The organism is Teichococcus coralli (genome assembly GCF_009829925.1).
GTDB lineage: Bacteria > Pseudomonadota > Alphaproteobacteria > Acetobacterales > Acetobacteraceae > Pseudoroseomonas > Pseudoroseomonas coralli.
In genome coordinates, this window is record NZ_SNVJ01000005.1 from 164,623 (window position 1) to 187,621 (window position 22,999).

The window sequence follows — 22,999 nt, forward strand, 5'->3', positions numbered from 1 at the left end:
TGCCTTGTCTCAGCCGGGTGCGTCGATGCGGCGGTAACGCGCCTCGGCGAACTCGAAGGCGCCGAACAGGGCGAGGCCCAGCGCCACCAGGCCGAACAGAACCCGCCCGAAGGGCTGCTGCTGCAGCGCGATCAACGCGCCGCCCAGGCCGCGCACCTCGCTTGCATCGGACTGCCAGGCCGCGAAGATGATGAAGCCGCCAATGAGCATGAACACCACGCCCCGCGCGGCAAAGCCGATCCGCCCCAAGGGCACCACCCATCGGGCAGCGTCGCCCGGGCAGCGGAGATGGCGGGTGAAGACGCAGCTCCATGCGAGGTACAGCATCACAACACCGACCGCGGCGACCACGGCGCCGCAGAGGGCCACCAGCACCTCGCCGGCGGGCTGCGCCAGCAGCCAGCGCGTCCAGTCACGTGCCGACTGGCCGTCCTCGCTGCGGGCCGCAGCTCCGATCAGCAGGCTGACGGCGAAGATGCCGAGGCTGACATAGGCGAACGCCGAGACGAGCTGGCCGCCGCGGATCACGAGCGCCTTGGCTTCCCGGCCCCGGTTGTCGGCATCGAGCAGCGACTGGAAGCAGCGCCACAGGGCGAAGCCGAAGAGGCCGAGCGCCACGGCACCCAGCATCACGCTGCCGAACGGGTGCAGCAGCAGCTCCTGCAAGGCGCCCTTGGAGCCGGTCGCCTGGCCGCCGCCGGCGCCGAAGGCGCCGATCAGCGCCAATATGCCGATCAAAAGGTTGACGACGCCCCGCGCGGCATAGCCGAGACGGGCAAGCAGTTCCAGGGCGGGACGCGGCGAGGGCATGGGTGAGCTCCGGGCAGGGGCTTCGCTGCCTCTGCAACGCCGCAGCTCAGGCTTCGGATGCAGGCCAGGCGTGCTCGGGCGCCGGACGGGCCGGCGGCAGCCGCACCAGGAGGAACAGCATGATCGCCATGGCTGGCAGCGCGGCCGCCGTGGTGAGCAGAAAGAAGTCCGGCCATCCCAGCCAGGCCGCCAGGCTGCCCGAGCTCGCGCCCAGCGTCCGCAGCGGCACCGCCGCCAGCGAGGAGAGCAGGGCGTACTGGGTGGCGGTGAATGCCCGCGTGGTCAGGCTGGAGAGGTAGGTGACGAAGGCGGCGTCAGCCAGGCCGTCGGTGAAGTTCTCCACGCCCACCTGCGCCCAGAGCATCGGCATGTCATGCCCGGCATGGGCCAGCGCCACGTACATCAGGTTGGAGAGCATCTGCGTCATGCCGGTCAGCACCAGGGCGCGGGCGGTGCCGATGCGCACCACCAGCCAGCCCCCGGCCAGCGCGCCCAGCAGCGTGGCGAAGAGGCCGAAGACGCTGCCCACCGCCGCCACCTCGACACGGCTGAAACCCATCTCGCGGTAGAAGGGCGCCGTCATCACCCCGGCCAGCGCCTCGCCCAGCTTGAAGAGGGCGATGAACAGCAGGATGGCCAGCCAGTAGGGCCGCCGCGTGAAGTCGGCGAAGGGGTCCACCACGGCGGCCCGCATCCGCGCCGCCCAGGCCAGGGCGGGCCGGGGCGCCGCGGCCGGCTCGGCAGCCAGCGCCACGGCCAGGAAGCCCACGCCCACCAGCGCCGCGCAATAGGCGAAGGCCGCCGTCCAGCCGACGAAGTTGGCGACCGTCAGCGCGCCCGCATTGGCGGCCAGCAGCGCCCCGCGATAGCCCCAGACGTAGTAGGCGAGGCCCAGGCCCTGCTGCCGCTCCTCCAGGATCTCGATGCGGAAGGCGTCCACCACGATGTCCTGGCTGGCCGAGAGGAAGGCGACCAGCACGGCCACTGCCACGGTGACCTCCGGCGCCGTGGCCGGGTTGGTGAAGCCCATCGCCAGGATCGCCAGCGCCAGCACCGGCTGGATACTCGCCAGCCAGCCCCGCCGCCGCCCCCAGGCGCGGAACAGCGGCGGCGCCGAGTGGTCGATCAGCGGCGACCACAGGAACTTCAGCGAGTAGGACAGGCCGACCAGGGCGGTCAGCCCGATCGCCGTCAGGTCGATGCCGGTTTCCGACATCCATTGCCGCAGCACGAAGGCGGTGAGCGGCAGCGGCACCCCGGAGGAGAAGCCGAGGGCCAGCATGATGAGGAAGCGGCGATCATTGGCGATCGCGGGGAGGGTGAGGCGCATGCGGCGCTCAACCTGCCATGCGGGCGGCCGGTTTTGAACTGTCGGAGTAGGCGGGCGCGGCGATCGTCTCGGCGCCCGGCGCGGGAATGGCCAGATAGGCGATGCGCTTGGCCTCGCGCCGGCCCTGCGTCACCGTGTCCAGGATCAGCCCGCAGGCGCCGGAGAGGAAGGAGAGCAGCAGAAAGGCGACCGAGGCCAGGAAGGTCGGCAGGCGGGGCACCAGGCCGGTTTCCAGGTAGGTGCCGAACACCGGCAGGAAGAAGCCGGCGGAAAGCAGCAGGAAGGCCAGCCCGAGGGTGCCGAAGAACAGCAGCGGCCGCTCGCGCTGGATCAGCCGGACGATGGTGCGCAGGATGCGCAGCCCGTCGCGCCAGGTGTGCAGCTTGGAGATCGAGCCCACGCCGCGCTCCCGATAGGCGGTGGGCAACTCGCCGACCGGCAGGCGCAGCTCCAGCGCGTGCACGGTGAACTCGGTTTCCGTCTCGAAGCCCGTCGCCAGGGCGGGAAAAGATTTCACGAAGCGCCGGGAGAAGCAGCGGTAGCCCGAGAGCACGTCCGAGACGCGCTTGCCGAAGACCAGCCGCACCATTCCCGTCAGCACCCGGTTGCCCAGGCGGTGCCCGGGCCGGTAGGCGGCCTCGGCGCTGGCGACGCGGATGCCCGTCACCATGTCCAGCCGCTGCTCCAGCAGCATCCGCACCATGGCGGGGGCGGTGGCGGGGTCATAGGTGCCGTCGCCGTCCACCAGGAGGTAAAGGTCGGCCTCGATGTCGGCGAACATCCGCCGGACCACGTTGCCCTTGCCCGGCAGACGCTCGCTGCCGAGCGTCGCGCCGGCGGCGGCGGCCACGGCGCGTGTCTCATCGGTCGAGTTGTTGTCATAGACATGGATGGCGGCCTCCGGCAGCGCGGTTCGGAAACCCGCCACCACGCCGCCGATGGCCGCCGCCTCGTTGCGGCAGGGGATCAGGACGGCAAGCCTGGGCGCTCCACGCATCCGATCCCCCTCGCGGTTCCGCCGTGTTGTGGCGGCGAGGCTAGCCCATGTTCACCATGATCGTCTTCTTGTGCGTGAAGTGCTCCAGCATGGCTTCCAGCGAGGCCTCCTTGCCGAGCCCGGAGGACTTCACGCCGCCATAGGAGAGGTTGGCCTGCACCACGAGGTTCTGGTTGATCTGCACCAGCCCGGCCTCCAGCTTGTGGGCCAGGTTCAGGCCGACCTTCAGGTTGTTGGTCCAGAGGCTGGCGGCCAGGCCGTATTCGCTGTCATTCGCCTCCGCCAGCACTGCCTCCGGGTCGTCGAAGGGGAAGATGCAGGTGACGGGGCCGAAGATCTCCTCCCGCACCAGGCGGCTCTCCCTGGTCAGGCCGGTGAAGATCACGGGCTGGATGAACAGGCCCTTCTTCAGCGCAGGATCATCCGGCATGGCGGAGCAGGCGCGGCCGGTGGCCCCGGCGGTGGCGCGGCCCTCCTCGATGAAGGCCTTCACCTTGTCGAACTGGCCGTCGGAGATGATGGTGCCGATGTCGGTCTTCTCGTCCAGCGGGTCGCCCATCACCATCTGGTCGACCTTCGCGGCCATGGCGTCCACGAACTTCTGGAAGATCGGCCGCTCCACATAGATGCGGCTGGCGGCGGTGCAGCTCTGCCCCTGGCGGGTGAAGCGCATGGAGGTGAGGGCGCCGGCCAGGGTCTTGTCGAAGTCGCAGTCGGCGAAGACGATCATGGGCGACTTGCCGCCCAGCTCCAGCGTCACCGGGATCAGCTTCTCGGCCGCCGTCCGGTAGACGATCTTGCCGGTCTCGACCGAGCCGGTGAAGGTCACCTTGCGCACCAGCGGGTGCGCCACCAGCGGCGCGCCGCATTCCGGGCCGAAGCCCGAGACCATGTTGAACACGCCCGGCGGCAACACGCGGTTCATCAGCTCGCAGATGCGCAGCACGGCGAGCGGCGCCTCCTCGGCGCTCTTCACCACCACCGAATTGCCGGCCACCAGGGCGGGCGCGACCTTCAGCGCCATCAGCAGCATCGGCACGTTCCAGGGGATGATGGCGCCGACCACCCCGAGCGGCTCGCGCACCGTCACGGAGAGCACGTCCGGCGCAAAGGGCACGGTCTCCCCCTTCAGCTCGCCCCCCAGCCCGCCGAAGAACTCCAGCACGTCGGCCACGGTGTTGGCCTCGACCCGGCTCTCGGTGCGCAGCGCCTTGCCGGTCTCCAGCGCGATCAGCCGGCCCAGCTCCTCCACATGGTCGCGGATCAGCGCCGCGGCCTTGTGCACCAGCGCCCCCCGCTTGCGGGCGGGCAGCTTGGCCCATTCCTTCTGCGCCTTCGCGGCATCGGCCACCGCCGCCTCGACATCGGCGGCGTCGCCCTCGGCCGCCTGCGCCACCTCGTCGCCGGTCGCCGGATTAACAACGGCGAAGGAGCGGCCGGACCGGGCCGGCGTGAAGCGGCCACCGATCAGGTGCGACCCCGAGAGCGCCTTGGCGAGGGCGAAGGGGTCGAGGCAAGGCGCTTCCGGCGCAGGGTTCGGACGGTCGAGCATGGGTTTCCTCCGCTGCGGTCTGGCAATCGGCAAAGCGCGACCATGCGCCGCCGCGGTCAGGCGGGCAACCCCGGCACCGGCGGCGACGCGCCGGAACTCAACGCCCGGTCACATTGTCTTGCACAACCTTCGCCGTTCTGGAATTTTGCGCTTGGACAGAAGGTCCGACCGCATGCTGGAGAAGGGCGTTGCGCCGCATCGCGGTGGCAGGCGCCCGGCCGGGCTGGGGGAAGGGTTCCGGCACGCGACGGGGGGCATGTCATGGCGAGCATGGACGTGGCCACGGGGGTTCAGCAGGGCGGGGCGGGGCAGCCGCGCGACGGCGCGGGGGACCTTGCCGTCTTCATGCTCGATCCCGGAGGGCGGGTCGCCAGCTGGAACGCGGGCGCGGCCCGGCTGAAGGGCTATGGGGCGGCCGAGATCATCGGCAAGCCCTTCGCCATCTTCTTCGGCCAGGAGGAGGTTCGCCAAGGGAAGCCGGAGGCGCTGCTCGCACGCGCCCTGCGCGACGGCCATGCCGAGGCCGAGGGGCGGTGCCTGCGGCGTGACGGGCGCTCCTTCCGGGCCCATGTCACCCTCAGCCTGATCCGTGATGCGGAAGGGCGGCATGTCGGCTTCGTCGAGGCCACGCGCGACCTGGCGCCGCTGCGGGAGCGCGAGGAGGCGCTGCGCGCGAGCGAGGAGCAGTTCCGCAAGACCATGCTTCATTCGCCCATCGGCATGGCGCTGGTGGGGCTGGACGGCACCTTTCTGCGCGTCAACCGGGCGTGCTGCGCGCTGCTCGGCTATGGGGAGGCGGAGCTGCTGCGGCTGAGCTTCCAGGAGATCACCCATTCCTCCGACCTCGCCGGCGACCTGCGGCAGCTGGAGGCGCTTCTGCAGGGCCGGACCGACAGCTATCAGGTGGAAAAGCGCTACCGCCGCCGGGACGGCGAGCTGATCTGGGGGCTGCTCTCCGTTTCGCTGCTGCGTGACGCGGCCGGACAGCCCATGCATTTCATCTCGCAAATCCAGGACATCAGCCGGCTCAAGCGCAGCGAGACCGCCCTGCACGAGGAGCGGGACCGCCTGCATGTCACCCTCTGCGCCATCACCGACGGGGTGATCAGCACGGATGCGGAGGGGCGCATCTGCTTCATGAACCCGGCCGCCGAGGCCGCCACCGGCTGGATGCTGGAGGAGGCGCGGCACCGGCCGATCGAGGCCGTCTTCGAAATCGCGGACACGGAGGCCGGCGAGGCGCTGCTCAACCCGGTCCGCGTCACCCTCGCGACCCGCCGGCCCTTCGACCTGAAGCGCCAGGCGGTGCTGATCGACCGGCAGGGCGAGCGGATCGAGGTGCGGGACTCCTCGGCGCCGATCCGGGCGAAGGACGGCGGCATCCTTGGCGCGGTGCTGGTCTTCCAGGACGTGCGGGCGGTGCGGAGCATCGAGAAGGAGCTGGAGTTCTCCACGCTGCATGACGCCCTGACGGGCCTGCCCAACCGCAGGAAGTTCGAGGCGGCGCTGGCCAGCGCCGTCGACTCCGCGCATATGGGCGGCGGCGAGCACACCCTCTGCTTCCTGGACCTCGACCGCTTCAAGATCGTCAACGACAGCGCCGGCCATGCGGCGGGGGACGCGCTGCTGCGGGCGGTGGCGCAGACCCTCTCCCGGATGGTGCGGCCCACCGACATGGTGGCCCGGCTGGGAGACGACGAGTTCGCCATCCTGCTCTTCGGCTGCCCGGTGACCAAGGTGCGCCGCGTGCTGGCGCCGGTGATCGAGGCGATCGCCGCCATGACCTTCACCTGGGAGGAGCGGGACTACCACATCACGACCAGCATCGGCGTGGCTTCCATCGGCGCGGTGGCGACCAGCGCCAGCGTGATGAAGCACGCCGACGTCGCCTGCTACGCGGCCAAGCTGGCCGGCCGGAACCGCATCAGCGTCTACGACATGGAGGACGAGGCCGGCGGCGCGCATCACCGCGAGATCATCATGGCGACCGAGATCCGCACGGCGCTGCGCGAGGAGCGATTCCGCCTGCACGCCCAGCGCATCGCCGCCATCGGGGTGGAGCGGGGCAGGCACTACGAGCTGCTGCTTCGCATGGTGGGGAAGGACGGCGCGCTGGTCTCGCCCGGCCTGTTCATCCCCGTGGCGGAACGCTACGACCTGATGGCGGAGCTGGACCGGTGGGTGCTGCGCGAGGTCTTGCAGCGCCGCGCCCCGCAGCTCGCCGCCGTGCCCGGGCTCTCGCTGGCGGTCAACATCTCCGCCCATTCGCTGAACGACCCGCAGTTCCTGCCCTTCTTCCTGCAGCTCCTGCAGGACTCGCCGCTGCGGCCGCAGGCCCTCACCCTGGAGATCACGGAAACCGCCCTGGTCAGCAACCTGACATCGGCGGGGGCGATGCTGGACAGCATCCGCCAGCTCGGCTGCCGCGTGGCGCTGGATGACTTCGGGGCCGGCCTCAGCTCCTTCGGCTATCTGCGCGCCTTCAAGGTGGATGTGATCAAGATCGACGGCAGCTTCATCCGCAACCTTCCGGAGAGCGTGATCGACCTCACCATCGTGCGGTCGATCCACCGCATCGCGCACGAGATCGGCGCGGAGACGGTGGCCGAGTTCGTCGAGAACGGCCTGATCCTGGAGCGGCTGCGCGAGATTGGCGTGGACTACGCGCAGGGCCACGCCATCGCGGTTCCCGTGGACCTCGACGAACTGATCGCCGAGCTGAGGGCCCTGGGCGGAATACTGGCCTGAGGGGGCCGGGCTGGCAGGGCGGCGGCGAATCTGGCTTCATGCCCGTTCGGCCCGGTTTGCGGCCGCACCAGCCAACGCGACAGGAAAGAGCCAGCCTGATGACCGAGCCAAGCCCCTCCAACGTCACGGGTCCGCTGAAGGGCTTGCGGGTGGTTGACCTGACCCGCGTCCTGGCCGGCCCCACCTGCACCCAGATGCTGGGCGACCTCGGCGCCGAGGTGATCAAGATCGAGCGGCCCGGCGCCGGCGACGACACCCGCGGCTTCGCGCCGCCCTACGTGCCCAACACGAAGGAGAGCGCCTACTTCGTCGGCGTCAACCGCAACAAGAAGTCCCTGACGCTGGATATCGCCCAGCCCGAGGGTCAGGCGGTGGTCCACAAGCTGCTGGAGACGGCGGACATCCTGGTCGAGAACTTCAAGGCCGGGGCGCTGGCCAGGTACGGGCTGGGCTGGGAACAGCTCAAGGAGAAGTATCCCGGCCTGATCTACTGCTCGATCACCGGCTTCGGCCAGACCGGCCCCTACGCGCCGCGCCCGGGCTATGACGCGCTGATCCAGGCCATGGGCGGCGTGATGAGCCTGACCGGCGAGCCGGAGGGCGAGCCGCAGAAGGTCGGCATCCCCATCGCCGACCTCTTCGCCGGGCTGTACGGCACCATCGGCATCCTGGCCGCGCTGCGCCACAAGCAGGCGACAGGGCAGGGGCAGCAGATCGACATCGGCATGCTCGACACCCATGTCGCCTGGCTCGCCAACCAGGGCATGAACTACCTCGCCACCGGCGAGAACCCGCCGCGCCTCGGCAACCAGCACCCCAACATCGTGCCCTACCAGGTCTTCCCGACCCAGGACGGCTACATGGTGCTCTCCATCGGCAACGACCCGACCTTCGAGCGCTTCTGCAAGAGCTTCGCGCTGGAGCACCTGCTGGCCGACGCGCGCTACGCCACCAACGCCGCCCGCGTGCAGAACCGCGCGCTGGTGACGGAGACGCTGACCGAAGTCACCCGGACCATGCCCACCAAGGAATGGATCGCCAGGCTGGAGGCGCTGAAGATCGGCTGCGGCCCGATCAACACGCTGAAGGATGTTTTCGCCGACCCCCATGTGCTGGCGCGCGACATGCTCAAGGAAATGCCGCACGCCTCCGGCGAGACGGTGACGGTGATCGCCAATCCCGTGAAGCTTTCCGCCACCCCGCCCGACTACCGTTCCGCCCCGCCGGTGCTGGGGGAGCATTCCGACGCGGTGCTGGGCAGCCTCGGCTATTCGGCCGGGCAGATCGCCGCCCTGCGCGAAAAGGGTATCGTCTAAGCCACCCTGGCGGCTTGGCCTGAACCGGAGCACCCGCAAGGGTTCTGCAACCTGGCCGCCAAGACCACGTTGCCATCTCCGCATGTCCCGGTCCTCCGACCGGGGCCGAGGAGATGCCCCATGCCTGTTCTGTCGCGCCGCGCGAGCCTGTTGCTGCCACTGGGCCTCGCCGGCCTCGCCAGCGCCTGCGCAACCTCGCCCGAGCCAATGCCGCCCGCCGACCCGACCGGCCGCGCCGACCCGCAGATGCGCGATTTGCTGGAGAGCCTGCAGGCGCTCCGGCCCAAGCCCATCGAGACGCTGAGCCCCGCGGAGGCGCGCCTGCAGCCTGGCATGGCGGATGCGGTGAAGCACCGCCTCAACGCGCTGGGCCGGCCGGATACGCCTCGACCGCTGCCGGTCGTCCGCGACCTGCAAATCCCCGGCCCCAGCGGCCCGCTGGCGGCGCGGCTCTACAGCCCGGCGGAGCTGCCGCGGCGGAACCAGGGCCAGCCCTTGCTGCCGCTGATCGTCTATTATCATGGGGGCGGCTGGGTGATCGGCAGCCTCGACGCCTATGACTCCTCGGCGCGCACCCTGGCGGCCGAGGCCCAGGCCGTGGTGCTCGCCGTGCACTACCGCCAGGCGCCGGAGACCAAGTTCCCGGGCCCGGTGAACGACGCCTATGCCGGCTACCTCTGGGCGTTGCAGAACGCCGCGCAGTTCGGCGCGGACCTTTCCCGCGTGGCGGTGGTGGGCGAGAGCGCCGGTGGGAACCTGGCGCTGGACGTGGCCATGGCCGCCCGGGAGGCCCGCGCGCCGCTGCCGGTGGCGATGGGGCTGATCTATCCGGTCGCCGGCACCGACGTGACCACCGAGTCCTACATGCAGAACGCCAACGCCAAGCCGCTCAACGCGGCCATGATGCGGTGGTTCTTCGACAAGTACATCACCAGCCCCTCGGACCTGCAGGACACGCGCCTCAACGTCTATGGCCGGGCCGATCTGCGTGGCCTGCCCAAGGCGGTCATCGTCACGGCCGAGATCGACCCCCTGCGCAGCGATGGCATGCTCCTCGCCGAGCGGCTGCGGCAAAGCGGCGTGACCGTGGTGGCGCAGGACTTCCCCGGCGTGACGCACGAGTTCTTCGGGGTGAATCCGTTCCTGCTGGCGCAGGCGGGCGCGGCGCAGCGCTTCATGGCCGGCGAGTTGCAGTCCGCCTTCGCGCTTCCTGCCCCCGCCGTGGTCGTGCCGGACCGCCGGCGCGCCCGGCGCGGCTGAGCCGCGCCTCACTCCGCTTGCTCACGCGGCCTGCCCCCACGGGCCGCGCGAGCAAGGACGGGCCAGGGGAGCCCGCCTCCCCTGGCTGCCCGCCTCCCCTGGCTGCCCGCCCAAGCTTCCATCCTTGGGGACTTCCGCCGCGGCGAAGGAAGGGCCACTCTCCCGCCCGGCGCGCCGCGCACGGCCGGTGCCCCACCGATGGAAGGAAGCTGACGATGGACATGCGCCCCCTCGGCCGCTCGGGCCTGAAGGTCTCGCCACTCTGCTTCGGCGGCAACGTGTTCGGCTGGACGGCCAGCGAGGCGGACTCCTTCCGCCTGCTCGATCGCTTCGTGGAGGCAGGCTTCAACTTCATCGACACCGCGGATGTTTATTCGCGCTGGGCGCCCGGCCACCAGGGCGGGGAGTCCGAGACGGTTCTCGGCAACTGGCTGGCACGCAGCGGCAAGCGCGACCGCGTCATCATCGCGACCAAGGTCGGCATGGAGATGGGGCCGGACCGCAAGGGCCTCGCCCCCGCCTACATCCGCCAGGCCGTGGAGGACTCGCTGCGCCGCCTGAAGACCGACGTCATCGACCTCTACCAGTCCCACAAGGACGACCCGGACACCCCCCTGGAGGAGACGCTCGGCGCCTATGCGGAGCTGATCAAGGCCGGCAAGGTGCGCGCCATCGGCGCCTCCAACTACGAGGCACTGCGGCTGAGAGCCGCGCTGGAAGCCAGCGCGAAGCATGGGCTGCCACGCTACGAAAGCCTGCAGCCGCATTACAACCTTGTCGAGCGGACCCATTATGAATCCGGGCTGGAGGCGCTCTGCCGGGCGGAAGGGCTGGGGGTGATCCCCTATTTCTCGCTCGCCGCCGGCTTCCTCACCGGCAAGTACCGCTCGGAGGCCGATCTGGGGAAGAGCCCGCGCGGGGAACGCAGCGTGGCGAAGTACCTGAACGAGAGCGGCTTCCGTGTTCTGGCGGCGCTGGACGAGGTGGCCGCGCGCTACCGGGCCAAGCCGGCGCAGGTGGCTCTGGCCTGGATGATGGCGCGCCCTGGAATCACCGCCCCGATCGCCAGCGCCACCCGCCTGGAGCAGCTGGAGGACCTGATCGGCGCCGCCGACATGCGGCTTGATGCGCAGGATATCGAGCAGCTGAACCAGGCGAGCTGACCCTTGGCTGCGCGCCCTGCCGCGTTGCTTGATAATCAGCGCCTCAGGCAGCTTTGTTCAGGACGGAGGAAGGACGGCCAACAGGATGGCCGAGAGGAGAAGGCCAAGCGAGGAGTCCACCCGCGCCCGGCCTTTTTCTGCCTGCTGTGACGAGGGGCGCGCCCCGTAAAAGACGAAAAACCAACGCCTTACAGGATGTTCCTGCGTCGGATGAGAGGCCGCGGGAAAGGTGTCAGCCGGCCCGCATCCGCCGCGCCGCCTCGATGGCGAAATAGGTCAGCACTCCGTTCGCGCCGGCCCGCTTGAAGGCCAGCAGGCTTTCCAGCATCGCCTTGTCATGGTCCAGCCAGCCGTTGCGTACGGCGGCCATGATCATCGCGTATTCGCCGCTGACCTGATAGGCGAAGGTCGGCACCGCGAAGCGCTCCTTCACGCGCTGGATGATGTCCAGATACGGCATGCCCGGCTTCACCATCACCATGTCCGCACCTTCGGAAAGGTCCAGCGCCACCTCGCGCAGGGCCTCGTCCGAGTTGGCGGGGTCCATCTGGTAGGTCTTCTTGTCACCCTTCAGCGCGCCGCCGGAGCCGACCGCGTCGCGGAAGGGGCCGTAGAAGGCGGAGGCGTACTTCGCCGCGTAGGACATGATGCGCGTGTGGATCAGCCCCCTGGCATCCAGCGCGGCGCGGATGGCGCCGACGCGGCCATCCATCATGTCGGAGGGGGCGATCACGTCGATCCCGGCCTGCGACTGCACGACGGCCTGGGCGGTCAGCACCTCCAGGGATTCGTCGTTGTCCACATAGCCGTCGCGGATGACGCCGTCGTGGCCGTGGTCGGTGTAGGGGTCGAGCGCCACGTCGCCGACCAGGCCGATCTGCGGAAACTTCTCCTTCAGCAGCCGGGAAGCCCGGCACATCAGGTTCTCGGGGTTGCGCGCCTCGGTGCCCTCGGCGTTCTTCTTCTCGGCCGGCGTCACCGGGAAGAGCGCCAGGGCAGGGATGCCCAGCTCCGCCGCGGGCGCCACATGCGCCTCCAGCCGGTCCAGCGTCACCCGCTGCACGCCCGGCATCGAGGCCACCTCGGTGACCGTTTCACGCCCTTCCATGACAAAGATCGGCCAGATCAGGTCGTCCACCGAAAGATGGTTCTCCGCCACCAGCCGCCGCGTCCAGGCGTCATAGCGGTTGCGGCGGGGACGGAGGGCGGGGAAAGCCCCGTGGCAAGCGCCGTGGTGGGCGGCCGTGGCGGGAGCGGTCATGCAGTCTCTCCTGCGGCGACCAGCGCCTGGTCGAGGTCGGCCAGGATGTCGTCGATATGCTCGATGCCGATGGAGAGCCGGACATAGCCCGGCGTGACGCCCGCCGCCAGTTGCTCCTCGGGCGAAAGCTGGCTGTGGGTGGTGGTGCCGGGATGGATCGCGAGGCTGCGTGCGTCGCCGATATTGGCCACGTGATAGAAGAGCCGCAGCGCCTCGATGAAGCGGCGCCCCGCCTCGATGCCGCCCTTCAGCTCGAAGCCGAGCAGACTGCCGAGGCCGCCTTTCAGGTGCGCCTCCGCCCGCCGCCGGGCCTCGCCCTGAGCAACCGAAGGATGAATGACGCGCGCGACAGCCGGGTGGCCGGAAAGGTAGGCGGCGACGCGCAGCGCGTTGGCGCATTGCCGCTCCATCCGCAGCGGCAGGGTTTCCAGCCCCTGAAGGAAGAGGAAGGCGCTCATCGGGCTCATGGCGGCGCCGATGTCGCGCAGCAGGCAGGTTCGCATCCGCAGGATGTAGGCGACGGGGCCGAGCGGCTTGGCTGCTTCCGTCCAGACCGCGCCGTGGTAGGAGGGGTCGGGCTGGTTCAGGGTGGGGAAGCGGTCGGCCTGCGCCGCCCAGTCGAAGTTGCCGCCATCCACCACGATGCCGCCGATGCTGGTGCCATGCCCGCCGATCCATTTGGTCGTGGAATGCATGACGATGGCGGCACCGTGCTGCAGCGGGCGGCAGAGCACCGGCGCCGCGGTGTTGTCCATGATCAGCGGAATGCCGAGCTTGCGCCCGACGGCCGCGACCTCGGCGATCGGGAAGACCTCCAGCGCCGGATTGGGCAGGGTCTCGGCGTACCAAGCACGGGTGCGGGCGTCCGAGGCGCGCGCGAAAGCTTCCGGATCAGCCGGATCCACGAAGCGAACTTCGATCCCGAACTGCTTGAGAGTGTTGGCAAAAAGGTTCCAGGTGCCACCATAGATGGCGGTGGAAGAGACGATGTTGTCCCCCGCCGCGCAGAGGTTCATCACGCAGAAGGTGCTGGCCGCCTGGCCAGACCCCAGCCCGAGCGCCGCCACGCCGCCCTCCAGCGCCGCGATGCGCTTCTCCAGCACATCCACGGTGGGGTTCATGATGCGGGTGTAGATGTTGCCCAGTTCCTCCAGCGCGAAGAGCCGCGCGGCGTGGCCGGTGTCCTGGAACTGGTAGCTGGTGGTCTGGTGGATCGGCACCGCGACCGAGCCGGTCGTCGGGTCCGCGCGCCAGCCGGCGTGCAGCGCGATGGTCTCGGGGTGGGTGAACTCGGCCATGCTGCGCCTCCCGTCGTTCTTCTCCGCGCTTTGGTGCCATGCGGCGGGGGGCGCAGGGAAGGGGGCGCCGCGCCCGTGCCCTCTGCGCAGGCTGTATCGGACCGCCGTCGCGGATCCGCCCGCCCACCCTGGCGCGGCCGCCCGCCGCTGCCTACCTGGACGCACATGACGGGGTTGCGCACAGCCCGTGGTGGGCCGAGTTCCCCCGATCAACAAGGCGTGGTAACGGAGGCGCCATGAATCCGGCCAGCATCCCCATCGCCCTCGGCGCCGACCATGCCGGTGTCGCCCTGAAGGACAGCCTGCGGGCCGCGCTGGAGGCGGCTGGCCATCCTGTGCTCGACTTCGGCACCCATGGCGCGGCGAGCTGCGACTATGCCGATTTCGCCCATCCGGTTGCCGACGCGATCACCACCGGCAAGGCGCGGTTCGCCGTGCTGGTCTGCGGCACCGGCATCGGCATGGCGATGGCGGCCAACCGCCACCCGGCCATCCGTGCCGTCGTCCTGCACAACACCACCGAGGCGCGGCTGACCCGCGCCCACAACGATGCCAACGTCGCCTGCTTCGGCGCCCGCACCATGGGGCCGGAAGTGGTGCTCGACACGCTTTCCGCTTTCCTCACCACGCCCTATGAGGGCGGCCGGCATGATCGCCGCATCGCCAAGCTGACGCCCGGCGCGCGGCCGCAGGAGGCCTGAACCCATGAACGAGCTGTCCCCCGCGAATGGCACCGGCCGCTTCTTCGCCGCGCCGCTGACCGAGGCCGACCCCGAGATCGCCGCGCTGATCGGCAAGGAGCTGACCCGGCAGCAGGACGGGATCGAGCTGATCGCCTCGGAGAACATCGTCTCCCGCGCGGTGCTGGAGGCGCAGGGCTCGGTGCTGACCAACAAGTACGCCGAGGGCCTGCCGGGCAAGCGCTACTACGGCGGCTGCGAGTTCGTGGACGAGGTGGAGACGCTGGCCATCGAGCGCGCCAAGCGGCTCTTCGGCTGCGCCTTCGCCAACGTGCAGCCGCATTCCGGCGCGCAGGCCAACATGGCCGTGTTCTTCGCGCTGATGCAGCCAGGCGACACCTTCATGGGCCTCGACCTCGCCGCCGGCGGGCACCTGACCCATGGCAGCCACGTCAACTACTCCGGCAAGTGGTTCAAGGTGGCGCCCTACACGGTGGGCCGCGAGAGCGGCCTGATCGACATGGAGGAGGTGGCCCGCATCGCCCGCGAGAGCCGCCCCAAGGTGATCGTCGCCGGCGGCTCGGCCTATTCCCGCGCCTGGGACTTCGCCCGGTTCCGCGCCATCGCCGACGAGGTGGGCGCGCACTTCATGGTGGACATGGCGCATTTCGCGGGGCTGGTGGCCGGCGGCGCGCATGACAGCCCGTTCCCGCACGCGCATGTCGTCACCACCACCACGCACAAGACGCTGCGCGGCCCGCGCGGCGGCATGATCCTCACCAACGACGAGGCGCTGGCCAAGAAGTTCAACAGTGCCGTTTTCCCCGGCCTGCAGGGCGGCCCGCTGGAGCATGTGATCGCCGCCAAGGCGGTGGCCTTCGGCGAGGCGCTGCGCCCCGAGTTCCGTGCCTACGCCCAGGCCGTGGTGGCCAATGCCAGGGCGCTGGCGGCCGAGCTGGTCGCCCAGGGCGCCGGCATCGTCACCGGCGGCACCGACAACCACCTGATGCTGGTGGACCTCCGCCCGATGAACCTGACCGGCAAGGCCGCCGAGGCTGCGCTGGGCCGCGCCCACCTGACCTGCAACAAGAACGCGGTTCCCTTCGACCCGGCGAAGCCCGCCGTGACCTCCGGCATCCGCCTCGGCACGCCGGCCGGCACCACCCGCGGCCTTGGCGAGGCGGAGTTCCGCGCGATCGGCCGCATGATCGGGGAGGTGCTGACCGGCCTTTCCCGCGCCAACGACCCGGAGAGCAACGCGGCGGTGGAGAAGGAAGTCGGTGCACGGGTGCTGGAACTCTGCAACCGCTTCCCGATCTACCGCGCCTGATCTGGACGGGCAGGAGGGCCGAAGGCGATGCGCTGTCCCTTCTGCGGCAGTGAGGATACGCAGGTGAAGGACAGCCGCCCCGCCGATGACGGGGCGGCGATCCGCCGCCGGCGCTCCTGCCCTTCCTGCGGGGCCCGCTTCACCACCTTCGAGCGCGTCACGCTGCGCGAGCTGACGGTGGTGAAGGCGGATGAGCGCCGCGTGCCCTTCGACCGGGACAAGCTTGCCCGCTCCATCCGCATCGCGCTGCGCAAGCGGCCGGTGGACGAGGACCGGGTGGAGCGCATCGTCAACGGCATCCAGCGACGGCTGGAGGCCGAGGGCGAGAGCGAGATCAGCAGCCGCGCCATCGGCGAGATGGTGATGGAGACGCTCAAGGAACTCGACCAGGTGGCCTATGTGCGCTTCGCCTCGGTCTATCGAAACTTCAGCGAAGCCAAGGACTTCAAGGCTTTTCTTGGCTCGCTGGATCCAAACGACAACGGCTGAACGCATCGTGGTGAAGCTTTTCCATCCCGCGGCCCTGGCGGCCGGGGGCATGTCCGTCATCTCCTTCCCCGGCAGCGTGCCGCTGCGGTCGGCCCGCCTGGCCGACCATGCGGCGCTTTCGGCCCTGGCGGCGGAAGCCTTCGCCCAGGGAGCGGTGGCGCTGGTTCCCGCGGGCCTGCGGGCGGGCGCCGATGCGGTGCGCTTCCGCGCGCTGTTCTCCGAAGGTGGTCCGCTGCTGATGGCCGAGGATGAAGACGAGCAGCCGCTGGGCTGCATCCTCGCCGAGCGGGCCGTCGAAGAGGGAACCGCCCGCCTCACCGGGCTCTGGGTTGCGCCGCAGGCGGCGGGCCAGGGCATCGGCTCCGCGCTGCTGGAGGCCATGGAAGCCCTGCTCGCCGCCGAGGGCGCCGCGAAGCTGCGGATCCGGGTGCCGAGCGGCAACCTCCGCGCGCTGGGCCTGTTCCGGCGCCGTGGCTACGCGATGCTGGCGGCGGGCCGGCGCAGCGAGCCGGTGCTGCGCGTGCAGTTGCCGCACTGCATCCTGGCCAAGCCGCTGGCGGCGCCGGTCAGCGCCACGGCATGAGCGCGCCGCCCGACCCGCCCGATCCGGCCCGGGACGCGGCGCATATGCGCGCCGCGCTGGCGCTGGCCGCGCGCGGGCTGGGCAACACCTGGCCGAACCCCTCGGTCGGCTGCGTCATCGTCAAGGGCGGTGCGGTGGTGGGGCGCGGCTGGACAGCTCCTGGCGGCCGCCCCCATGCCGAGACCGAGGCGCTGAAGCGCGCCGGCGACGCGGCCAGGGGCGCCACCGCCTATGTCACGCTGGAGCCCTGCTGCCACTGGGGCCGCACGCCCCCCTGCACGGATGCGCTGGTCGCCGCCGGGGTGGCGCGCGTGGTGGTGGCGCTGCGCGATCCCGACCCGCGCGTGGATGGCGCCGGGCTGGAGCGGCTGCAGGCCGGCGGCGTGGCGGTCACGGTGGGGGTGCTGGAGGCCGAGGCACGGATGCTCAATGCCGGCTTCATCACGCGGCTGGAGGAAGGCCGCCCGCTGGTGACGCTGAAGCTGGCCACGACGCTCGACGGCCGCATCGCCACCCGCACGGGCGAGAGCCAGTGGATCACCGGATCCGCCGCCCGCCGCGCCGCCCATGCGCTGCGCGGCCGTCACGATGCCGTGCTGGTCGGCAGCGGCACCGCCCTGGCCGACGACCCCGATCTTTCCTGCCGCATCCCCGGCTTCGCCCCCGTGCCCACCGTGCGTGTGGTGGCCGATGCGCGGCTGCGCATGCTGCCCACGGCCCGCATGTTCCAGGGGCGAGGCCCGGTCTGGATCGCCACCCGCGCCGGCCACCCGGACGCGCCGCGCGAGGCGCTGCAGGCGGCGGGCGCCGAGATCATCGAGGTGCCGCCGGCCGGGCATGGCCCCGGGCTCGACGTCGCCGCCCTGCTGCGGGCGCTGGCCGCGCGCGGCCTGACGCGCGTGCTGGCAGAAGGCGGCGCGGCCCTTGCCGCCGGGCTGCTGCGCGCCGGGCTGGTGGACCGGCTCGCCTGGTTCCATGCTCCGGCGATCATGGGCGCCGATGGGCGCCCAGCCGCGGACGCCCTGCCGTTGGAGGTTCTGGCCGCCATGCCCAGATATCGCCGCGTCGGCCTGGCGCCGCTGGGGCCGGACCTGCTCAGCGAGTTCGTCAGCGAAGGATCGGGGGCTGCCTGAATGTTCACCGGCATCATCACCGCCACCGGCATCGCCGCCGCCATCGAGCCCATCGGCGCAGGGGAAGATGGCAAGGGCCATGACATGCGCCTGGCCATCGAGACGCCCGAGGGCTGGCTGGAAGGCGCCGCGATCGGCGCCTCGATCGCCTGCTCCGGCTGCTGCCTGACCGTTGTCACGCTGGAGACCAACCGCTTCACCGTCGAGGTCTCGGGCGAGACCCTGTCCAGGACCACGCTCGGCCGCTGGCGCGCGGGCAGCCGCATCAACCTGGAGCGCGCGCTGCGCATGGGTGACGAGCTGGGCGGCCATGTCGTCTCCGGCCATGTGGACGGCGTCGCGGAGGTGCTGTCCGCGACGCCGGAGAATGGCTCGCTGCGCATGCTGTTCCAGCTTCCGCAAGGCCTCGCGCCCTTCGTCGCGCCCAAGGGTTCGATCACCGTCGAGGGCGTCTCGCTGACGGTGAACGAGGTCGAGGGCGCCAGTTTCGGGGTCAACCTGATCCCCCATACCGCAGCCGTGACCACCTTGGGCGAGCTGCGGCCGGGCCAGCCGGTGAACGTCGAGATCGACATGCTGGCGCGCTACGTCGCACGGCTTCGTCAGTTCAACGCGAAGGATCTCACCGCATGACCGTCCTGACGAGCCGCACCTCCTTCGCCGAGTTCCTGAGCCCCACCGAGGAACTGCTGGAGGAGGCCCGCCGTGGCCGCATGTTCATCCTGGTGGATGACGAGGACCGCGAGAACGAGGGCGACCTCGTCATCCCCGCGCAGTTCGCGACGCCCGACGCCATCAACTTCATGGCGCGCCATGCGCGTGGCCTGATCTGCCTGGCGATGACCAAGAACCGCGTCGAGCAGCTCGGCCTGCCGCTGATGGCGCAGAGCAACGGCACCCGCCACCAGACCGCCTTCACGGTTTCCATCGAGGCGCGGGACGGGGTGACCACCGGCATCTCCGCCGCCGACCGCGCCCGCACCGTGGCCGTCGCCATCAACCCCGAAGCCTCGCGGGACGAGATCGTCACCCCCGGCCATGTCTTTCCGCTGGTGGCGCGCGAGGGCGGCACGCTGGTGCGCGCCGGCCATACCGAGGCGGCGGTGGACTTCGCCCGCCTCGCCGGGCTGAACCCGGCGGGCGTGATCTGCGAGATCATGAACGAGGACGGCACCATGGCCCGGATGCCGGACCTGGTGGCCTTCGCCCAGCACCACGGGCTGAAGCTCGGCACCATCGCCGACCTGATCGGCCATCGCCGCCGCACCGAACGGCTGGTCCGCCGCGTGCAGGAAGGGGCGCTTCCCGAGGCGCCGGGCGGCGAATGGCGCATCATCGTCTATGCCAACGCGCTGGAATACGGAGAGCACATCGCGCTGGTGAAGGGCGACCTTTCGCGCGGCGGCCCGGCTCTGGTGCGCATGCATGCCGTGAACCTGTTCACCGACATTGTCGGCCCGCATGGCCCGCATGGGCTGCAGGCCGCCATGCGCGAAATCGGCGAGGCGGGGCGCGGCGTGGTGGTGCTGATCCGCGAGGTCAGCCCCACGGCCCTGTCCGAGCGGGTGCGCGACGGCCGCCAGCTTCCCGTGCAGCGCGAGCTGCGCGACTACGGCATCGGCGCCCAGATCCTGGCCGACCTCGGCGTGCACGAGATGATCCTGCTGACCAACCATCCCAAGGCCATTGTTGGCCTGGAAGGCTACGGCCTGACCGTGGCCGAGACACGACCGATTGAGGAAGGCGCCGCATGAGTACGATCGACGCACCGGAGCGCGCCACCCCCGCCATTCCCGGACCTCCACCGCGCATCCTGCTGATCCAGGCGCCCTACTATGAGGCGGTGGTTGGCGGCATGCGGCGCGGCGCCCAGCGCGTCTGCGCCGAGGCCGGCGCCACGCTTGAGGTGGTGGACGTCGCTGGCGCCTATGAGCTGCCAGCGGCGCTGCGCATGGCGCAGAAGGTCGCTCCGGGCTGGGACGGCTTCCTGTTGCTGGGCTGCGTGGTGAAGGGCGAGACCGACCACTACCAGTTCATCTGCGAGGCGGTCTGCCAGGGTGTGATGGACATCAGCGGCGAGACCGGGCTGGCGCTCGGCTTTGGCCTCCTGACCGTCGAGACGCTGGCCCAGGCCGAGGCCCGCAGCGCCGAGGACCGCCACAACAAGGGCGCCGAGGCGGCGCATGCCGTGCTCGGCCAGGTCGCCCTGGCGCGCAAGTGGGGCCTGCGATGAGCACCACCTCCGGCAAGCCGACCCGCCGCCCGAACGTGCAGGGCCGCCCGCGCACCGGCTCGCGCGTCGCCGCCATCCAGGCGCTGTTCCAGAGCGAGCAGACCGGCGAGACCGCCGAGACCGTGATCGACCAGTTCGTGCGCCACCGCATCGGCCCCGATGCCGGCGGCTACGAGGATGGCCGCGTGCCGCTGGCCGACGTGCCGCTCTTTGCCGAGTTGGCGCGCGGCGTGGCGCGCCAGTCCGACGGCCTGGACGAGATCGTCGCCGGCCATCTCGCCAAGGACTGGACCGTGGCGCGGCTCGACCCGGTGCTGCGCGCCCTGCTGCGCGCCGCCGCCTTCGAGCTGTCCTCCGGCACCGAACCGCCGGCCCGCGTGGTGATCAACGAATACATGGACATCGCGCACGGCTTCTTCAGCGGCGACGAGCCACGATTCGCCAATGGCGTGCTGGACGCCCTGGCGCGCAGCCTGCGCCCGGACGAGTTCCGGCGCTGAGAGGCTGGGCTGGGGCCCGCGCGCCCCGGCAGTCCCGCGGAGAGGGAGGGCGCCGATGACGCTGCCGCCGGAATTCGAGCTCATCGCCCGGCATTTCCGGCCGCTCGCCGGGCCGGGCGCGCTCGGCCTCACTGATGATGCGGCCGTGCTGGCCCCGCCGGCGGGGCGGGAACTGGTGCTGGCGGCCGACGCCATGGTGGCCGGCGTGCACTTCCTGCCCGACGATCCGCCGGAGACCATCGGCCGCAAGCTGCTGCGCACCAACCTTTCCGACCTCGCCGCCATGGGTGCTGCTCCGCTCGGCTACCTCATGACCACCGCCCTGACGCGCGGCACCGGCAGTTCCTGGCTTGCCGCATTCGCCGCCGGGCTGCGGGAGGATCAGGCGGAGTTCGGCGTCTCGCTGCTGGGCGGCGACACCGTCTCGACGCCGGGGCCGGTGACGCTTTCCCTGACCATCCTCGGCCATGTCGCGCCCGGCAGGGCGCTTCGGCGCACGGGCGCGGCGCCGGGGCAGGACGTCTGGGTCTCCGGCAGCATCGGCGACGGCGCGCTGGGGCTCGCGGTGCTGCAGGGCGAGCTGCCCGCCGATGCCGAGGGCCATCTCGCCGGGCGCTACCGCCTGCCGCGGCCTCGGCTGGCGCTCGGGCAGGCGCTTGCCGGGCTGGCCACGGCGGCGCTGGATGTCTCGGACGGGCTGGTGCAGGACCTCGGCCACCTCTGCCGTGCCGCGGGCTGCGGCGCCGCGCTGCAGGCGGCGGCGGTGCCGCTGTCGGCCCCGGCAGCGGCGCTGGTCGCCCAGCGCCCGGCGCTGCTGCCGCGCCTGCTGACCGGTGGCGACGACTATGAGCTGCTCTTCGCGGCCCCGCCGGCGGCGGCGGCGGCGGTCGCCGCGCGGGCGGCGGCCTGCGGCGTGGATGTCACGCGCATCGGCCAGTTCGTGCCCGGCGAGGCGGTGGTGGCGGTGCGCGACGCGCGGGGGGAGATGCTGCGGCTCGACGGGGGCGGCTGGAGCCACTTCTGATGGCGCGGCGCCGGGCGGCCGCCCGGCGCCGCGCCCGGCTCAGGGGGTGACCGGCCGCGTCCGGAAGGATCCGGTGGCCCAGAGGGTCGCCACGGCGATCAGCAGCGGTGGCAGCGACACCCAGCAGACCATTTCCCAGCCATAGCTGTTCAGCAGCCCGCCCGAGGCGAAGGAGCCGACCACCATCAGGCCGAAGACGAGGAAGTCGTTCAGGCTCTGCACCTTGGTGCGCTCCTCCGGCCGGTGGCACTCCACCACCATGGCCGAGGCACCGACGAAGCCGAAGTTCCAGCCCAGGCCCAGGAAGATCAGCGTCAGCCAGAAGTGGCCGACCGTAATGCCGGTGAGGCCGACAACGGCGGCGCAGGCGGTGAGCAGCAGGCCGACCGAAACCACGCGCGGCGCGCCGAAGCGCGCGATGACGCGACCGGTGATGAAGGAGGGACCGTACATGGCGATGACATGCCATTGCAGGCCGAGATTCGCGTCATCCTGCGAGAGGCCGCAGAGCCGCATCGCCAGGGGGGCCGAGGTCATGACGAGGTTCATGATGAGATAGGAGATCACCCCGGCGGTGACGGCGCTGATGAAGCGCGGCTGGCGGGCGATCTCGGCGAGCGGGCGCCCGCGCTCGGCAGAATCGCCTGCCTTCGGCTTTGGCAGCCGGACGCCGGCGAGCACCAGGGCGCAGAGCACCGCCACCGCGGCCTGGGCCAGGTAGGTCGGCACGAAGAGGAAGGGCGGCCAGAGGTCCATGGTGTGGGTGACCAGCTGCGGCCCGATCACTCCGGCGAAGACGCCGCCGGCCATGACGGCGGAGATCGCCCGCGCCCGCCTCGTGGCCGGCACGCAATCGGCGGCGGCGAAGCGGAAGGTCAGCACCACGGCGGCATAGGCGCCGCCGAAGAAGGTGGCGAGGCAGAACAGCCAGAAGGAGCCCAGCGTCACCGCCAGGGCCGCGAGCAGGCCCACCAGCACGCCGCAGCCGGTTCCCAGCAGGAAGGCGGCGCGGCGGCCGTGGCGTTGCGCCACGGCGCCGGCGGGCAGGGTGCAGGCCGCCATGCCGACCACGAAGATGGTGATCGGCAGGGTGGCCAGGGCCTTGTCCGGCGCCAGCGTGTTGCCGACGACCGCGCCGGTCGCATAGACGATGGTGGCATTCGCGCCAGCCAGCGCCTGGGCGATGGCGAGCCGGGCGACGTTTCCGCGCTCATTTGGGAGTACCGCCGGCGAGGCGGCTTGTGCTTCCTTGGTCATGCCGTCTTATAGGATCATTGCAGGGGCTACGGCCA

At 70.9% G+C, this 22,999-nt stretch carries 21 protein-coding genes; 14 read left to right on the forward strand and 7 right to left on the reverse strand.

Features of this window, described 5'->3' with window-relative positions:
• Window positions 1-9: 9 nt before the first annotated feature.
• Genes E0493_RS07845 through E0493_RS07860 form a run of 4 tightly spaced genes read right to left on the reverse strand, consistent with a single transcriptional unit; the run spans window position 10 to window position 4,689 of the window.
• Window positions 10-810 (reverse strand): DUF1206 domain-containing protein, encoded by an 801-nt coding sequence (locus E0493_RS07845; protein WP_160936375.1) that lies wholly within the window; start codon window positions 808-810, stop codon window positions 10-12.
• Between the two features lie 46 nt (window positions 811-856).
• The gene (locus E0493_RS07850; protein ID WP_160936376.1) at window positions 857-2,140 is read right to left on the reverse strand and encodes an AmpG family muropeptide MFS transporter; all 1,284 of its coding nucleotides are present in this window, start codon (window positions 2,138-2,140) and stop codon (window positions 857-859) included.
• 7 nt (window positions 2,141-2,147) lie between these two features.
• Window positions 2,148-3,137 (reverse strand): glycosyltransferase, encoded by a 990-nt coding sequence (locus E0493_RS07855; protein WP_160936377.1) that lies wholly within the window; start codon window positions 3,135-3,137, stop codon window positions 2,148-2,150.
• Window positions 3,138-3,177: 40 nt separating this feature from the next.
• Window positions 3,178-4,689, reverse strand: a complete 1,512-nt coding sequence (locus E0493_RS07860; RefSeq protein ID WP_160936378.1) for an aldehyde dehydrogenase family protein — start codon at window positions 4,687-4,689, stop codon at window positions 3,178-3,180.
• A 261-nt stretch (window positions 4,690-4,950) separates the two neighbouring features.
• Here E0493_RS07860 and E0493_RS07865 point away from each other — a divergent pair, with 261 nt between their 5' ends.
• From E0493_RS07865 to E0493_RS07880, 4 genes are all read left to right on the forward strand, one after another.
• On the forward strand, window positions 4,951-7,437 hold the full coding sequence (locus E0493_RS07865; RefSeq protein WP_160936379.1) for an EAL domain-containing protein: 2,487 nt from the start codon (window positions 4,951-4,953) through the stop codon (window positions 7,435-7,437).
• 98 nt (window positions 7,438-7,535) lie between these two features.
• Window positions 7,536-8,753, forward strand: coding sequence for a CaiB/BaiF CoA transferase family protein (locus tag E0493_RS07870; protein WP_160936380.1), 1,218 nt, complete (start codon window positions 7,536-7,538; stop codon window positions 8,751-8,753).
• Between the two features lie 120 nt (window positions 8,754-8,873).
• Complete coding sequence (locus E0493_RS07875; protein WP_160936381.1) at window positions 8,874-10,013, forward strand: alpha/beta hydrolase; 1,140 nt, start codon at window positions 8,874-8,876, stop codon at window positions 10,011-10,013.
• Between the two features lie 215 nt (window positions 10,014-10,228).
• Window positions 10,229-11,176, forward strand: coding sequence for an aldo/keto reductase (locus E0493_RS07880; protein WP_160936382.1), 948 nt, complete (start codon window positions 10,229-10,231; stop codon window positions 11,174-11,176).
• A gap of 232 nt (window positions 11,177-11,408) precedes the next feature.
• Here the strand turns inward: E0493_RS07880 and hemB are convergent, their stop codons facing one another.
• On the reverse strand, window positions 11,409-12,437 hold the full coding sequence (hemB, locus tag E0493_RS07885; protein WP_160936383.1) for a porphobilinogen synthase: 1,029 nt from the start codon (window positions 12,435-12,437) through the stop codon (window positions 11,409-11,411).
• The gene (locus E0493_RS07890) at window positions 12,434-13,735 is read right to left on the reverse strand and encodes an O-acetylhomoserine aminocarboxypropyltransferase/cysteine synthase family protein (RefSeq protein ID WP_160936384.1); all 1,302 of its coding nucleotides are present in this window, start codon (window positions 13,733-13,735) and stop codon (window positions 12,434-12,436) included. The genes hemB and E0493_RS07890 overlap by 4 nt, the downstream gene beginning before the upstream one ends.
• Before the next feature lie 236 nt (window positions 13,736-13,971).
• Between E0493_RS07890 and rpiB the strand changes: the two genes are divergently transcribed.
• From rpiB to thiL, 10 genes are read left to right on the forward strand one after another with little or no spacing between them, the layout of a single operon-like run.
• Window positions 13,972-14,436, forward strand: coding sequence for a ribose 5-phosphate isomerase B (gene rpiB / locus E0493_RS07895; RefSeq protein ID WP_160936385.1), 465 nt, complete (start codon window positions 13,972-13,974; stop codon window positions 14,434-14,436).
• 4 nt (window positions 14,437-14,440) lie between these two features.
• Window positions 14,441-15,745 carry a serine hydroxymethyltransferase gene (glyA, locus tag E0493_RS07900; RefSeq protein WP_160936386.1) on the forward strand — a complete coding sequence of 435 codons (1,305 nt, stop codon included), beginning with the start codon at window positions 14,441-14,443 and terminating at the stop codon, window positions 15,743-15,745.
• A gap of 27 nt (window positions 15,746-15,772) precedes the next feature.
• Complete coding sequence (gene nrdR, locus E0493_RS07905; RefSeq protein WP_160936387.1) at window positions 15,773-16,234, forward strand: transcriptional regulator NrdR; 462 nt, start codon at window positions 15,773-15,775, stop codon at window positions 16,232-16,234.
• 49 nt (window positions 16,235-16,283) lie between these two features.
• Window positions 16,284-16,817 carry a GNAT family N-acetyltransferase gene (locus E0493_RS07910; protein WP_160936388.1) on the forward strand — a complete coding sequence of 178 codons (534 nt, stop codon included), beginning with the start codon at window positions 16,284-16,286 and terminating at the stop codon, window positions 16,815-16,817.
• Window positions 16,814-17,950 carry a bifunctional diaminohydroxyphosphoribosylaminopyrimidine deaminase/5-amino-6-(5-phosphoribosylamino)uracil reductase RibD gene (gene ribD / locus E0493_RS07915; protein ID WP_235913643.1) on the forward strand — a complete coding sequence of 379 codons (1,137 nt, stop codon included), beginning with the start codon at window positions 16,814-16,816 and terminating at the stop codon, window positions 17,948-17,950. Before E0493_RS07910 ends, ribD begins: the two co-directional genes overlap by 4 nt.
• Complete coding sequence (locus tag E0493_RS07920; protein WP_160936389.1) at window positions 17,951-18,583, forward strand: riboflavin synthase; 633 nt, start codon at window positions 17,951-17,953, stop codon at window positions 18,581-18,583. It abuts the gene before it with no gap.
• The gene (gene ribB / locus E0493_RS07925) at window positions 18,580-19,704 is read left to right on the forward strand and encodes a 3,4-dihydroxy-2-butanone-4-phosphate synthase (protein ID WP_160936390.1); all 1,125 of its coding nucleotides are present in this window, start codon (window positions 18,580-18,582) and stop codon (window positions 19,702-19,704) included. The genes E0493_RS07920 and ribB overlap by 4 nt, the downstream gene beginning before the upstream one ends.
• A complete protein-coding gene (gene ribH, locus E0493_RS07930) occupies window positions 19,701-20,183 on the forward strand; it encodes a 6,7-dimethyl-8-ribityllumazine synthase (protein ID WP_160936391.1) in 483 nt (160 codons plus the stop codon). Before ribB ends, ribH begins: the two co-directional genes overlap by 4 nt.
• Complete coding sequence (gene nusB / locus E0493_RS07935; RefSeq protein WP_160936392.1) at window positions 20,180-20,683, forward strand: transcription antitermination factor NusB; 504 nt, start codon at window positions 20,180-20,182, stop codon at window positions 20,681-20,683. Before ribH ends, nusB begins: the two co-directional genes overlap by 4 nt.
• A 55-nt stretch (window positions 20,684-20,738) precedes the next feature.
• On the forward strand, window positions 20,739-21,707 hold the full coding sequence (thiL, locus tag E0493_RS07940) for a thiamine-phosphate kinase (protein WP_160936393.1): 969 nt from the start codon (window positions 20,739-20,741) through the stop codon (window positions 21,705-21,707).
• A 39-nt stretch (window positions 21,708-21,746) separates the two neighbouring features.
• Here thiL and E0493_RS07945 read toward each other — a convergent pair whose 3' ends face one another.
• Window positions 21,747-22,964: an MFS transporter gene (locus E0493_RS07945; protein ID WP_160936394.1), complete on the reverse strand. Its 1,218-nt coding sequence runs from the start codon at window positions 22,962-22,964 to the stop codon at window positions 21,747-21,749.
• Window positions 22,965-22,999 lie beyond the last annotated feature (35 nt).

Bases quoted from the DNA above. Each gene is read 5' to 3' on its own strand.
- E0493_RS07845 (WP_160936375.1), bottom strand. From the start codon at position 810: ATGCCCTCGCCGCGTCCCGCCCTGGAACTGCTTGCCCGTCTCGGCTAT.
- E0493_RS07850 (WP_160936376.1), bottom strand. From the start codon at position 2,140: ATGCGCCTCACCCTCCCCGCGATCGCCAATGATCGCCGCTTCCTCATC.
- E0493_RS07855 (WP_160936377.1), bottom strand. From the start codon at position 3,137: ATGCGTGGAGCGCCCAGGCTTGCCGTCCTGATCCCCTGCCGCAACGAG.
- E0493_RS07860 (WP_160936378.1), bottom strand. From the start codon at position 4,689: ATGCTCGACCGTCCGAACCCTGCGCCGGAAGCGCCTTGCCTCGACCCC.
- E0493_RS07865 (WP_160936379.1), top strand. From the start codon at position 4,951: ATGGCGAGCATGGACGTGGCCACGGGGGTTCAGCAGGGCGGGGCGGGG.
- E0493_RS07870 (WP_160936380.1), top strand. From the start codon at position 7,536: ATGACCGAGCCAAGCCCCTCCAACGTCACGGGTCCGCTGAAGGGCTTG.
- E0493_RS07875 (WP_160936381.1), top strand. From the start codon at position 8,874: ATGCCTGTTCTGTCGCGCCGCGCGAGCCTGTTGCTGCCACTGGGCCTC.
- E0493_RS07880 (WP_160936382.1), top strand. From the start codon at position 10,229: ATGGACATGCGCCCCCTCGGCCGCTCGGGCCTGAAGGTCTCGCCACTC.
- hemB (WP_160936383.1), bottom strand. From the start codon at position 12,437: ATGACCGCTCCCGCCACGGCCGCCCACCACGGCGCTTGCCACGGGGCT.
- E0493_RS07890 (WP_160936384.1), bottom strand. From the start codon at position 13,735: ATGGCCGAGTTCACCCACCCCGAGACCATCGCGCTGCACGCCGGCTGG.
- rpiB (WP_160936385.1), top strand. From the start codon at position 13,972: ATGAATCCGGCCAGCATCCCCATCGCCCTCGGCGCCGACCATGCCGGT.
- glyA (WP_160936386.1), top strand. From the start codon at position 14,441: ATGAACGAGCTGTCCCCCGCGAATGGCACCGGCCGCTTCTTCGCCGCG.
- nrdR (WP_160936387.1), top strand. From the start codon at position 15,773: ATGCGCTGTCCCTTCTGCGGCAGTGAGGATACGCAGGTGAAGGACAGC.
- E0493_RS07910 (WP_160936388.1), top strand. From the start codon at position 16,284: ATGTCCGTCATCTCCTTCCCCGGCAGCGTGCCGCTGCGGTCGGCCCGC.
- ribD (WP_235913643.1), top strand. From the start codon at position 16,814: ATGAGCGCGCCGCCCGACCCGCCCGATCCGGCCCGGGACGCGGCGCAT.
- E0493_RS07920 (WP_160936389.1), top strand. From the start codon at position 17,951: ATGTTCACCGGCATCATCACCGCCACCGGCATCGCCGCCGCCATCGAG.
- ribB (WP_160936390.1), top strand. From the start codon at position 18,580: ATGACCGTCCTGACGAGCCGCACCTCCTTCGCCGAGTTCCTGAGCCCC.
- ribH (WP_160936391.1), top strand. From the start codon at position 19,701: ATGAGTACGATCGACGCACCGGAGCGCGCCACCCCCGCCATTCCCGGA.
- nusB (WP_160936392.1), top strand. From the start codon at position 20,180: ATGAGCACCACCTCCGGCAAGCCGACCCGCCGCCCGAACGTGCAGGGC.
- thiL (WP_160936393.1), top strand. From the start codon at position 20,739: ATGACGCTGCCGCCGGAATTCGAGCTCATCGCCCGGCATTTCCGGCCG.
- E0493_RS07945 (WP_160936394.1), bottom strand. From the start codon at position 22,964: ATGACCAAGGAAGCACAAGCCGCCTCGCCGGCGGTACTCCCAAATGAG.